The 12,214-nt window shown below is 36.2% G+C and carries 12 protein-coding genes; 11 read left to right on the top strand and 1 reads right to left on the bottom strand.

The genetic code is table 11. From position 1 onward, the window contains the following. The first annotated feature begins 44 nt into the window (after nt 1–44). The 3 genes from MHI10_RS10600 to MHI10_RS10590 all read left to right on the top strand — a co-directional run bounded on the left by MHI10_RS10600 (nt 45) and on the right by MHI10_RS10590 (nt 2,103). Nucleotides 45–596: a hypothetical protein gene (locus MHI10_RS10600; protein WP_340785296.1), complete on the top strand. Its 552-nt coding sequence runs from the start codon at nt 45–47 to the stop codon at nt 594–596. Between the two features lie 263 nt (nt 597–859). Further along, nucleotides 860–1,330, top strand: coding sequence for an SRPBCC family protein (locus MHI10_RS10595; protein WP_340785294.1), 471 nt, complete (start codon nt 860–862; stop codon nt 1,328–1,330). A 95-nt stretch (nt 1,331–1,425) separates the two neighbouring features. Further along, nucleotides 1,426–2,103, top strand: coding sequence for a GNAT family N-acetyltransferase (locus MHI10_RS10590; RefSeq protein ID WP_340785292.1), 678 nt, complete (start codon nt 1,426–1,428; stop codon nt 2,101–2,103). A 541-nt stretch (nt 2,104–2,644) separates the two neighbouring features. On the opposite strand, the gene MHI10_RS10585 is transcribed toward MHI10_RS10590, so the two are convergent. Next, the gene (locus MHI10_RS10585) at nt 2,645–3,622 is read right to left on the bottom strand and encodes a LysR family transcriptional regulator (RefSeq protein WP_340785290.1); all 978 of its coding nucleotides are present in this window, start codon (nt 3,620–3,622) and stop codon (nt 2,645–2,647) included. 342 nt (nt 3,623–3,964) lie between these two features. Between MHI10_RS10585 and MHI10_RS10580 the strand changes: the two genes are divergently transcribed. The 8 genes from MHI10_RS10580 to MHI10_RS10550 all read left to right on the top strand — a co-directional run bounded on the left by MHI10_RS10580 (nt 3,965) and on the right by MHI10_RS10550 (nt 12,138). Further along, nucleotides 3,965–5,530, top strand: a complete 1,566-nt coding sequence (locus MHI10_RS10580) for a class I adenylate-forming enzyme family protein (RefSeq protein WP_340785288.1) — start codon at nt 3,965–3,967, stop codon at nt 5,528–5,530. Between the two features lie 100 nt (nt 5,531–5,630). Continuing rightward, nucleotides 5,631–6,083 (top strand): Zn-ribbon domain-containing OB-fold protein, encoded by a 453-nt coding sequence (locus MHI10_RS10575; RefSeq protein ID WP_340785286.1) that lies wholly within the window; start codon nt 5,631–5,633, stop codon nt 6,081–6,083. A gap of 93 nt (nt 6,084–6,176) precedes the next feature. Beyond that, nucleotides 6,177–7,325 carry a thiolase family protein gene (locus MHI10_RS10570; RefSeq protein ID WP_340785285.1) on the top strand — a complete coding sequence of 383 codons (1,149 nt, stop codon included), beginning with the start codon at nt 6,177–6,179 and terminating at the stop codon, nt 7,323–7,325. Nucleotides 7,326–7,387: 62 nt separating this feature from the next. Further along, complete coding sequence (locus MHI10_RS10565; RefSeq protein WP_340785283.1) at nt 7,388–8,341, top strand: MBL fold metallo-hydrolase; 954 nt, start codon at nt 7,388–7,390, stop codon at nt 8,339–8,341. Between the two features lie 141 nt (nt 8,342–8,482). Continuing rightward, nucleotides 8,483–9,658 (top strand): acyl-CoA dehydrogenase family protein, encoded by a 1,176-nt coding sequence (locus MHI10_RS10560; protein ID WP_340785282.1) that lies wholly within the window; start codon nt 8,483–8,485, stop codon nt 9,656–9,658. Between the two features lie 124 nt (nt 9,659–9,782). Continuing rightward, entirely contained in the window at nt 9,783–9,929 is a 147-nt protein-coding gene (locus MHI10_RS21430) for a hypothetical protein (RefSeq protein WP_445683220.1), read from the top strand. A gap of 386 nt (nt 9,930–10,315) precedes the next feature. Beyond that, nucleotides 10,316–10,822 (top strand): sigma-70 family RNA polymerase sigma factor, encoded by a 507-nt coding sequence (locus tag MHI10_RS10555; RefSeq protein WP_340785280.1) that lies wholly within the window; start codon nt 10,316–10,318, stop codon nt 10,820–10,822. After that, entirely contained in the window at nt 10,819–12,138 is a 1,320-nt protein-coding gene (locus tag MHI10_RS10550) for a DUF4179 domain-containing protein (RefSeq protein ID WP_340785278.1), read from the top strand. The genes MHI10_RS10555 and MHI10_RS10550 overlap by 4 nt, the downstream gene beginning before the upstream one ends. Nucleotides 12,139–12,214: the final 76 nt, after the last annotated feature.

Genomic DNA, 12,214 nt, shown 5'->3' with positions numbered 1-12,214 from the left:
AGCAGTAAAGTGGATTAGTTTGTTTATTTGAAAGGAAGGATTTAATGAATCTTAATGACAACGAGAGTCCTATTCAAAAATTATATAAAACTCAAAAATTTGCTTTATATTGGTTGTTAGGACTGATTTATTCAGGATTCATAGGGCTACAACTTGGCAGAATTCAAGCAATTACAGATATTAATTATACTCTACATGAATTAATGTTTGTACCAACTAGTATCGCAATGTTTACTGTACCTGTTGTGTTTCTTATATATATCTACTTTCTAATTAAATATTTGGTAGCAAGAGGAAAACAAAAGGCGAATTTAACAGCCGTTTCTAAAGTGGTGTTAGTAATAGCATCACTCATCGTTGTTGTATCAATAACAGTCCCTCAATCCTTTGAAGTACACACAACGGGAATATTTGAGGTAGAAAAGAAACTACATGAGGATCGAAAATATTATTTGGTCATAGATGATACAAAAGTTAGAGTATCTCAAAATGAATTTCATTTAATTGATGAAAATCAACAGTATTTGATCAGCTTTGTTTGGAATAAACGAACTCCGAACAAAGGGCAACTTGAGATGATTGAGCCATTTAAATAAGTTAGGTATTATATTCTATATACCTAAGCAAATATAGGTGTTGTTGATCTAAGAGGGATTAATGTTTTTTTAGAACTTTTTGTACTACCGCAGTTTTTTCCTTGAAATAATATTTGCAATTTTACTGTTTAAGAAAGTAAAAAAGTAGATAGGGTATTAATGGGGTAGAAACGAAAGGGACCGTTTTTTATTTAATTGACAACATAATTTGAGACAAGAAAAGAAGTTGTAATATAAAATATTTGGAGATGGAGGACTTAAAAATGAAACCGATTACTACGATACCTAACCTTTCAACGAGACCATTTAAATTAGTGGTTGAGCGCATAATGGATGCACCACCCGAAGTACTGTACCAAGCGTGGACAAAGCAGTTCGATCGTTGGTTTGCAGCTCCGGGAACAGTAATAATGGAAGGTAAAGTGAACACAGTTTTCTTTTTTGAAACAAGGTATAAACTCGAAACGCATAGTGAGGAGCAGCGTTCACCTCATTACGGACGATTTTTAAGGCTTGAGCAAAATAGCCTCGTTGAAATTACGTGGGTTACTGGAGCTGGGGGAACAAAGGGAGCGGAGACAGTTGTTACAGTTGAACTTGAACCTTCCAACAAAGGTACTCAACTTCGCCTTACGCACGCAGGTTTTCCGGATGAGGAATCTAAAAATAAGCACGAACAGGCATGGCCATTTGTACTGGAACAGCTAGATATGCGTATGATGGGACGTTCATAAAGCGAAGGAGTTATTTTAAAAATTTGGAGTTGCATATGCAGCTCTTTTTTATAGTTGAACAATTGAGAAAAATTCTAAAATTGGGGAGGTTATTTATGTTGAATAATTTACAATTAATGGAGCTTCATGTGAACGTGCTGTTTAAACACGATACTGAAAATCGAATAAAAGTCGTAAATGAGCCACCTTATGAAGATGCGCCTAAAATTTTTATTGGTGGTACCGACTTAGGGCGTGTAGTAAGGTATTCCAATACACTGGATGCGAATCTTGTAGAGAAGTTAAAACCGCTTATTAGCACGAATTCAGACATTAATTTAAGTGAAATAATTAATGTTTTAAGCTCAGATCATCCATTACATCATTTATCCATTGGACCAGCATATGTGTTTCCGAATGTAAGAAATAGAACTCATACACAAGCAATCCAAGTAACGCACGAAAACAAAGAACTGTTAAAGCCTTATTTTCCATATACATTTGAGGATTTTGAATATAAGCAACCATGTTTTGTCATAATTGAAAACGATATGCCCGTTTCGATTTGTTGTAGTGCAAGGAAAACGACAAAAGCAGATGAAGTGAGTGTATTTACACATGAAGATTATCGCGGAAGAGGATACGGGATCGATGTTGTAAATGCCTGGGCAGAGGAGATACAAAAACAAGGACGAACTGCATTGTATAGCACTTCCTGGGACAATTTCTCATCCCAATCTGTGGCGAGGAAATTAAAGTTACTTCAGTATGGTACGGATATTCACATAGGTTAAAAAACCCTCAACGAAAGAATCCTTATTTGACTATGAAAGAGGAGAACAATTTCTTTCACAAAAATTACTGAAAGAGTCCTATTCACCTCAAGTTGGAATTAAAAAATATGGCCGAATAAAAGTAAACAGCATCAAACTTGGAGATTCTGCCTACATTTAATACCTCAATTGGCGTCTATTGTGAGCATTGGGTGGTTATTATTCATTGTTCCAACATTAAAAAATAACAGCTCAACCATAATAGATGCATTTGTTTTTTGTCAGCAACGATGATCTTTTTGGCGACCGTTTTCATCATTGGATTGGGGCTCACAATTTTGAAAATCTATAATCGATTAAGGTTAATTAGAAATAGATGATTGTGAGGAATTCCACTTAAAGGAATAGGTGCTTTACTTCAAGAGGAAGTAAAGCTTTTTTCTTAGCAACGTACCTCATTCGATCGTTTCATCGCACAATTACAAGAGTAACGGAAAGCTGCAAATTTGTTTGAAATCATAAATTTCCACACAGGAGAAGTTTAAGCTCTTTAAAAAATGATTTAGCAATCAAATTTTTTGAGGAAATCATGTGTTTCTCGTAAATAAAACGGCTCTTCATCAATGTTGTTTGTGTTGAGAGCCAAAGTTTTTTCTTTAACGATATTGAGGAATACTTTAGCAGTTTTTGATATATTCTTCTTTGCTATTACATAACCCATAAGTTTCATAACAGGTTTGTTGTTAATTACAAATGGTATAGCTGTTATATCCGAGGTATCAATATAATGTTTATTTTTATTAGGTAGATCAAGAATTAGTGTAATTGCTTTACCTTTGGCAACGGTTTTTCTGATAATATCCATATTGTTTGTTGTAAATAATATGTTAATATTTCCGTATTTGTTAGAAATCTCTTCATAAAATGATTTTACGTATTCGCCGTGAAAGGTGATATTTGATTGGTCGAGTAAATCGTGGGGAGTAATTTTTTCTCTAGATGCTAAAGGAGAATGATTACTTACAAGGACATATACTTGGGCTTCAAGAAGGGTTTTAAACGTTAAATCTGGATTTTCTTGTTGTATACCTTCATTTAAATAGATCATACCTACATTGATTCTAGATTGTCTAACTTCTTCGATAATAACATTTGTTTGCTTTTCTTCAATATCAACATGAAAATAATGGTGATTATCATGAAAAGCTTGGAAGGATTCGAGAAGTATCGTGCTACTTAATGCTGGGACTGCTGCAATTTTTAATGCCCCATTTATTTCTCTATTTTTCTCTAGTGCGTGTTCCTCAAATTCTATTAGTTTCGTGACAATTTCAAATGCTTTTTGAATTAATTCTTTTCCATCTGCTGAAGGTACTGCTCCTGATCGTGAACGATTAAATAAAAGGATGCCTAACTCTTGCTCTAATGAAGAAATCGCTTTGCTTATTCCGGATTGTGAAACATGCAAATTTTGCGCGGCAATCGTAATGGACTTTGTGTTCGCCACCTCAACAATATATTTTAATTGTTCGAGATTCATTGTTAACCCCCCATGACTAGGATTCATGTAAAGATGATTTATAGTTATTTTACATAAATAAAACCATTTTGTACAATTAATTCAGAATAATCTGATTTATAATTCTTTTTTTTGAGAGTGTGGTGATTTATGAAAAAGCAATAGTATACTTTTTGATTATTGAAAGCGCTCACAAACTATTTTGATTAGCAATGCTGAAACTACTAATTTTTCAACTACATCCGCGTGCCTCTTTAAATGGCGGAGCTTTACTAACTACCTAGAATTATAGACTAATGAAAAAATCTTCATAAAAATTTTATGAATGACAATTGTAAATAACCATTTAGGGGGATTAGAAAAATGGAAAAATTATTTAATGGAAATATTATTCAGGGCAGTGTAGAACATTGGGCTCAAGTAAAACCAGATGAGGCAGCTGTAATTGATGAAAACGGAAATATTCTGAAGTGGGGAGATTGGAATGAACAATCGAACTTACTTGCAGAGGCTTTGGCAGAGGAAGGCGTGACAGAGGGATCAACAGTCGGGGTAAGGACACAAATGCGCCTTGAGTGGTTTGTGATTAACAGAGCATTAGCTAAGCTTGGTTGCAAACAAGTGGGCGTTAACTATCGTTTAACTCCAGGTGAGGTAAAGGGGATTTTGGCGGATAGTAATGCGAAAGTGCTTATTTCTGATGATCATTTACCATCAAAATTAACGAAAGAATTATCAGATGTTTTACACGTCAATATTAATGAAAAAGAATTTTTGGAAATTAAAAATTATGAAGTGATTATGAGTAATGCAACGATGAAAAAACGATTCAGCCAAATGCCAAATCCACCTTTAATCATCTATACATCGGGAACAACTGGCGCTCCGAAGGGGGTATTTTTAAGTCCAGAAATCCGACAGCAACGTGCTAAAGAAATACAAGAATACTTTGCAGATGTATTTCGAATGAGTGTAAGAATGCCTACAGATTTAAATTTAGTTACAATGCCATTTCATCATTCCGCAGGTCCAGCTGTATCGGCAGCAGCCCATTTAGTTGGGGAACCAGTCATTATACTTTCCAAGTTTGATCCAGAAAGAGCTTTACAACTTATTCAGGAATACAAGATTACGAATTGGACATGTGTGCCTACGATGATTAAACGGTTGTCCAAGCTTCCACAAGAAGTACTTAATAAATACGATGTTTCGTCCATAAAAATAGTAGAGGTTGGAGCAGCACCTATTCCAGAAGCTACTAAAAGATGGGCAATCAGTCATTTTGGAAACTGCTTGGTAGAGGGATACGGTACATCTGAGGTCTATATGGTAAGCACAATGTTACCGGAGATGCAGCTTGTTAAACCAGCATCTTCTGGTCGTATGTATAATCATGCTCAAGTGAGTATTCGTGATGAAAATAATAATGCATTACCTATTGGCGAAAAGGGAGAGATTTGGGTCAAAACGCCAATGACAATTGATCGTTATTATAATCGGGAACCACTTGGCTTGGATACGATTGATGAAAAAGGTTTTTTCAGAACAGGGGACATCGGGTATTTGGATGAAGAGCAGTACCTTTATATCGCTGACCGTAGTAAGGACATGATTATTAGGGGCGGTGTTAACATATACCCTGCTGAAATTGAAGCAGCCATTATAAAGCATCCTGATGTAATGGATGTAGCTATAATTGGGATACCACACGATGATTTGGGAGAAGAAATAAAGGCTTTTTGTCATTTAAATGAAGGGGCGACTTTAACAGCAGAAGAATTGATTTCGTTTTGCAAAAATGAGCTTGCTTTATATAAAAATCCTAGTTCGATTGAATTTGTTGACCAGCTACCTTACAGTGCAGTGGGCAAAATTCTTAAACGTGATCTCAGAGACCCATTTTGGAAGGATAAAGAAAGATCCGTGTAAAGATAGTAATTGAAAGACTTAAGAAGAAACATCCCCAAAAAATTCTATAATGTAAAAACTATTGAAATTTTATTTTAAATCTGAGGAAAGGGGGAATTATATGGCACTGCAAGTAGCGCTTAAGCCCAACTTGTTCTCAACCCATGGCACGAAAGATTTACCTAACCATCCATTGTTAAAAGGTGGGAAGTGTGAGTGCGGACATACTTTTTTTCCATTACAAAAATATGGCTGTGAAGTATGTGGTAGCCATGGGGACCGGATAAATGAGATAGAACTCATGGGCAGAGGAGTAATTAAAACTTTTACTACCGTTTATCGAAACGCTCAGGAAAAAAAGTCAATCACATATGGGGCAAGTCCAACTGATTTTTTACATGTACCTTTTGTTCTTGCATCAATTATTTTGGATGAGGGATGTGAGCTCATGGCCTTAATAGATGGCGATGGCAGCAATCTACATCCAGGACAAACGGTATACTCTACACTGGTATCGGTAATGGAAAATGAGGACAATCAAGAAATACTTGATTTGCGATTTACCCCGTACTAATTAACCAACAATGATTAGAACTTGATTGCTCGAGAGTCAAAGTAAAGCTCTAACTAATCAAGTTCTACTTTATGGTATTGAATGGAGGATATGATGAGAAAAACATTAAAGAATCATCGACCAGTTTATGTTGTAGGTATTGGCTTGCATCGCTACCAGCCGATGAGTGATAAAAGCTATGTAGAATTAGGTCTTGCAGCCATTCGAGAAGCACTGGATGATGCAAAAATGATGTGGCATGATGTTGAATCATCTTATATAGCAACGACAAGTTTAGGTATGGCATCTGGACGGGTTATGTTGAGGCATCTTGGGGCATCTAGTGCACCATTAGTTCATATTGAAAATGCGTCAGCCTCTGGATCGAGTGCATTTCGTCAGGCATGTTTAGAGGTAGCGTCAGGGTTTAGTGATACAGCATTAGCAATGGGCGTAGATAAACCACACCGAATAAAGCTTGCAAGAGAGAGAACTGGAATAGATGATTTAACCCATAATTCAGTTGCTGCATTTTCACACTTTGCATTGATAGCAAATGAATATATGCATAAACATAAGATTAAGCCAGAACAAATTGCGAAGGTCGCAGTGAAAAATCATCGGAATGGTTCTCTAAATCCTTATGCTCATCGTCAAAAAGAACGAACATTAGATGAAATACTCTCAGAGCCAGCTATTTCAGGTTCTTTGACAAGGTTGGAGTGCTGTCCAGTAGGAGAAGGTGCTTCAGCAGTTATTATTGCATCGGAAGAAGGTATTAAAAGGCTTGGCATTGATCCTAATAGAGCAATACGTGTAACGGCTTCTACATCTCGAAGTGAAAATGTTTTAACACCGGGTGCTGATATTGATACCGCGTTAACGAAGGAAACAGCCACAATAGCTTTGAAAGAAGCAGGCGTTAATATTAAAAATGTCGATGTATTTGAATTTCATGAAGCATTTAGTATTGAAGAATTACTATATATCGAAGCACTTGGGATATGTAAAGAAGGAACAGCTGTTCATTTTTTAGAAGAAGGAGTATTTGATATTGGTGGGAAGCAAGCGATTAGCGCTTCTGGTGGGCTGATTGCTATGGGACATCCACTCGGTCCAACAGGTATTGGACAAATAGTTGAAGTGACGAGACAACTTCGACACGAGGCAGGTGCAAGGCAACAACCAAATGCAAAAATTGGTCTTGCCCATATGCTTGGGTTAGGAAGTGTTTGTACCGTTCACATCCTCGAGAGACCATAAATAGTTAGCAAGATTGAATATCAAAATGAAGCATAATCATTTTTGATATAAAGGAGAAGAAAATGAAAAATTACTATGGGGTTTTTTCTGTGGATATTCCACTGCCTTTTCGCTTAAATCAAGTCAATTGTTTTATTGGTAGAGGAAATGAAGGGTGGGCCATCATTGATACAGGGCTGAATCGAAAAGTAACAATGGATATTTGGAAAACAACCTTCAACGATTTAAATATGAATATAACCGACATTGAGTCGATCTTTTTGACACATATGCATATTGATCATTATGGACTCGCAGGTGAATTACAACGAAAGTCTGGTGCAACTGTCTATATGTCGGAAATTGATATACAACTAGAAGCCGATTTTTGGACAGAGGAACGTGATGTTCAGTTAAAGCAATTTTATCGAGATAATGGAATAGAGGAAGCGAAAATAGCTCGTATGTTCGAAACAGAGGGTCAGTTACAAACATGGGTAAATCCAAGACCAAAATTGAGTACATTTGAAGATGGCGATTTTTATAAAATTGGAGACCTTACTTATCAGGCTATTCATACACCCGGTCATAGTGATGGTCATTTTAGTTTGTACAATCGTGAGGAGAAAATCCTTTTTTCAGGTGATCATGTTTTACCGAAAATAACACCAAATATTTCTGTATTTCCTAACTCATCATCGAATCCGTTAAAAGAATACTTGGAGTCCCTTGATCAAATTAAAGAACTTGATGTAAATTTTGTAATACCATCACATGGCGAACCTTTCGAAGATTTAAGAGGGAGAGTAGAGGAAATAAAAGGGCATCATGATGTCCGTCTGCAGCAAATTTACGAATCCCTTTCCACTGGTTGTTTTGCCACTGAGGTATGTCAAAAAGTTTTTGGAAATCATCTTAGTTCGTATGACTATCCTTTTGCATTCGGAGAAATTTTGGCCCATTTAAATTATTTAGTTGAGATTGGGGAAATTGAAAAAGAAGGGCACCGATATTACAGAAAGAGCACCGTCAAATAAATGGAGCTCTTTCTGTAAGAGGGCAATTTATTTTATAATGACGGAAAATTATGAATATAAAATATGGCATATCATTTAATAGATATGCCACAAACCATATTATAAACAGATTGCAATTAATAAAAATAAGGGGATGATTTTATGTATTTAAGATTGTCAGAAGAGCAAAAAATGGTACAACAAACAATTCGAAAATTTGTGGAGAAAGAGTTAATCCCTCTGGAAAATGAGGTATTAAGAAATGAAAGAGCAGGTAAACCAGGACTATCACAAGAAAAATTAAAAGAACTTCAAATTAAAGCAAAGGAATCTGGTTTTTGGGGAATTAATACACCAGCAGAATTTGGTGGGGCTGAACTCGGCCAAATGATGATGGCAATTGTATTAATGGAGGTTTCTAAAACGTTTGTTCCATTTAAGTTTGGAGGAACAGCAGATAATATTTTATATTATGCGAATGAAGAACAGAAGAAAAAATATTTGATTCCGACGATTAATGGCGAGAAAAAATCTTGTTTTGCCATGACCGAACCAGATGCAGGATCGGATACAAGAAATATAAAGATGATGGCAGTAAAGGATGGTAATGAGTGGGTACTAAATGGTGAGAAAACGTTTATTACGGGAGGGAATGAAGCCGATTTTGTAATGGTAATTGCGATTACAGATAAGGAAAAACATCAAAGCTCAGGTCGAGATGGTGTTACTTGTTTTATCGTAGACAGGGAGATGGGTTGGAAATCTGAGTATATCGATACGATGGGTGAATGGGGACCAGCTGGATTGGTATTCGATAATGTTCGAGTTCCAGAGGAAAATATACTTGGAGAAATTAATGGTGGTTATAACCTTGGTCTAGAGTGGATTGGTTTTGCAAGATGGATTGTAGGCGCAAGAGCAATAGGGTCTGCTGAGAGATTATTGCAAATGGCCATTGATTATGCAAAGGAACGAAAAACTTTTGGTAAGCCGATTGCTGAAAGACAAGCGATACAATGGCAAATTGCTGACTCAGCTGTAGAAATTGAAGCAGCAAAATGGTTAGTTCTAAATGCCGCATTTACACTGGATAACGGCGAAGATAATCGTCATCTTGCTTCTATTGCAAAACTTTATGGTTCCAATATGGGGAACAATGTAGTGGACCGGGTTCTTCAAATTCACGGAGGCATAGGCTATACGAGAGAACTGCCAATTGAACGATGGTATCGAGAAGCGAGATTATGGAGAATTTACGACGGAACAGATGAAATTCAACGCATGATTATTGCGCGTAACTTAATAAAAGGGAATGTGAAAATAGGACAATTCATGTAAAAAGAGTACTTAAAAATTCTATTCTCTAAAAATATGAAGGTTATTGAAGCCATTCAGAAACTGTTAGAGTGTGCAGGAATATCAATAGATAAATCGATTTATTCGAAATAAATGAGGTCTATGTATCCGAAGCTTTGCTGTCAAAAAAGAATTAGATATAGATGCTACAAAATTAAGTGTGAATGGAGGTGCAATCGCTTTAGGTCATCCACTTGGAGCGACGAAAAAATATGATTACTTTGTCCCGATTTACATATTATACTACTGCTAGAGTGCTCATATTATACAGGAAAAGTTAGATAAAACATTAAGGAGCTGTCTCAAAAGGGATATTTTAGCCAAATGCGAATAAGAAGTGAAAGGTAGAAACATTGATTTACAACGTTTCTGCCTTTTAAATTTCATGTAATTTTATTTTAAAAGGAACTTAGGAGACAGCCTCACATTTACCGTCCTTATATGGGATTTTATTCGGCATTTAATTTTGATTATCAATCTTATTTTAAATAAGCTGTCACTTTGGGAGTATTTCTACGTAGAAATATATTATAGTTTAAGGATATTAAGTAGACTTGGTAAATGCATTTATCACATATTAAAATTAAAATGAACGATTTACCCCACCCACCAGTCTAATAAGTAAAGGGGGCGAGAATAATGGACGAACGAGACCTAGCAAATCGTGCACTTGCTGGAGATGAACAGGCGTTTTTACAGCTGCTTTCGCTCTATGAAGATGCACTTTATCGCATTGCATATAGCTATTTGAAAAATGAACATGATACCGTTGAAGCATATCAAGAAATGACATACCGTAGCCTAAAAAACATACATAAGTTGAAAGAACCAAACTATTTGAAAACGTGGTTAATTCGCATTTTGATTAATATTTGCCATGATATGAAATTAAAGCAATCACGTGTTCAATTGACAAATGAAATTGAGCAACCAGCACAAATGATACCGACAAATGATTTAGCCGATATTATCATAAAACTGCCGTTAGCGGAGCAACAACTTATTCATTTAAAGTATTTCGAACAATATAAAAATAGTGAAATTGCGGATGTTCAAAATATTCCAGAAGGTACAGTAAAATCAAGGCTCCATAAAACATTACGCAAACTAAGGGGCATGGTTGGAGAAAGGAGTGAATGGGAATGACGAACTGGAATGATGAAAAAATGCATCAACTGACAGATCAGCTTAATGAAATATCTGTACCGAAAGAGGCATTGCAGCAAGCGCGGATCAATGCACATCGCCAAAAACTACGACAGAAAAGGAAAATCCGCCGTACGTGGCAATCGGTTGCAATTGTCGCGGCAATGTTCTTTATTTTTATTGTATCTGTTCGTGTATCTCCAGCCTTTGCAAATGCGGTCGCAAAAATTCCTGGTTTATCGCCAATTATTGAATTAATTGCGCTAGATAAAGGACTAGAGGATATTGTCGCGAATGATTACTTTGAGGAAATATTAGTAAGTGAAATGAAAGATGACATCACTTTTACGTTACTTGGCGTCATAGCGGATGAAACAGGGATGCTGCTTTCTTACAAAATCGCTTCACCGAATGATTTACAAGGACTAACATTAGAAAATGTAGAACTAATGCGCGGTGGTCAACAGTTAGAGGCGAGCATTGGCTATGGCTGGTCTGGACACGATAAACCTATATATGAAATCGAAAATACAATTCGTGTGGACGCAGTAAAGCCAATAGATTATTCAAATCGAAATTTTGAACTCAATGTTAAATTGCAAAAAGAGAAGGAAATGACGTTTAGTATTCTATTTACATTAACAAATGACATTGCTAAAACGAAACAATATAAATTAGATGAAAAAATCGTCGTGGATGGGCAAACAATCGAAGTAAAAAGCATCGCGGTCTCTCCTTTACGTGCGGGCATTAAACTGGCGGTAAATCCGGACAATACGATGCAAATTTTACAATTTAACGATATGAAGCTTATAGATGAAAAAGGCGAGGATTGGGGAACAATTCAAAACGGTACAACTGCGTTCGGTTCAATTCGAAATGGAGATGTCACTCTTCTCATACAAAGTAATTATTTCCGTGAGCCTAAAAAATTGGCGCTCCATATTCCTCAAATAGAGGCATTGCCAAAAGGCGAGGATTTCATTACGGTCGATTTTGACAAACAACAAGTACTTTATCAGCCATCGATACTTGATTTTACAATTCGATTTCGTGAAAGAAATACGATTGTTTATTCCTATAATATGAGGGAAGAGAGTCGGTCTACTTTCTTTAGTGAAGGTGTCGATGCAATGGGGAACGCGGTATTTAAACGTTCTGGGTGGCATAGTGATGTATCTGAAAATCTAGTAGAAAACGGATCTCAATTCGAAGCATATGAAGGAACAATGACAAATCCAGTTAAGCTCATGATTAACAGTTTCCCGAATTATTTAGAGGGGAAGGTAACGGTTGAGGTACCACTTGGGGATTGATTTTTGGGCCATTTTTACAAATAAATTAGTATGAATGTATACTCCACCTAGGTATGTTTATTGTAGCCAGGTGGAG

Source organism: Solibacillus sp. FSL K6-1523 (genome assembly GCF_038005225.1).
Classification (GTDB): domain Bacteria; phylum Bacillota; class Bacilli; order Bacillales_A; family Planococcaceae; genus Solibacillus.
This window is presented reverse-complemented; position numbering and strand designations above follow the sequence as displayed.

Coding starts and splice junctions, on each gene's coding strand:
- MHI10_RS10600 (WP_340785296.1), top strand. CDS start 45: ATGAATCTTAATGACAACGAGAGTCCTATTCAAAAATTATATAAAACT.
- MHI10_RS10595 (WP_340785294.1), top strand. CDS start 860: ATGAAACCGATTACTACGATACCTAACCTTTCAACGAGACCATTTAAA.
- MHI10_RS10590 (WP_340785292.1), top strand. CDS start 1,426: ATGTTGAATAATTTACAATTAATGGAGCTTCATGTGAACGTGCTGTTT.
- MHI10_RS10585 (WP_340785290.1), bottom strand. CDS start 3,622: ATGAATCTCGAACAATTAAAATATATTGTTGAGGTGGCGAACACAAAG.
- MHI10_RS10580 (WP_340785288.1), top strand. CDS start 3,965: ATGGAAAAATTATTTAATGGAAATATTATTCAGGGCAGTGTAGAACAT.
- MHI10_RS10575 (WP_340785286.1), top strand. CDS start 5,631: ATGGCACTGCAAGTAGCGCTTAAGCCCAACTTGTTCTCAACCCATGGC.
- MHI10_RS10570 (WP_340785285.1), top strand. CDS start 6,177: ATGAGAAAAACATTAAAGAATCATCGACCAGTTTATGTTGTAGGTATT.
- MHI10_RS10565 (WP_340785283.1), top strand. CDS start 7,388: ATGAAAAATTACTATGGGGTTTTTTCTGTGGATATTCCACTGCCTTTT.
- MHI10_RS10560 (WP_340785282.1), top strand. CDS start 8,483: ATGTATTTAAGATTGTCAGAAGAGCAAAAAATGGTACAACAAACAATT.
- MHI10_RS10555 (WP_340785280.1), top strand. CDS start 10,316: ATGGACGAACGAGACCTAGCAAATCGTGCACTTGCTGGAGATGAACAG.
- MHI10_RS10550 (WP_340785278.1), top strand. CDS start 10,819: ATGACGAACTGGAATGATGAAAAAATGCATCAACTGACAGATCAGCTT.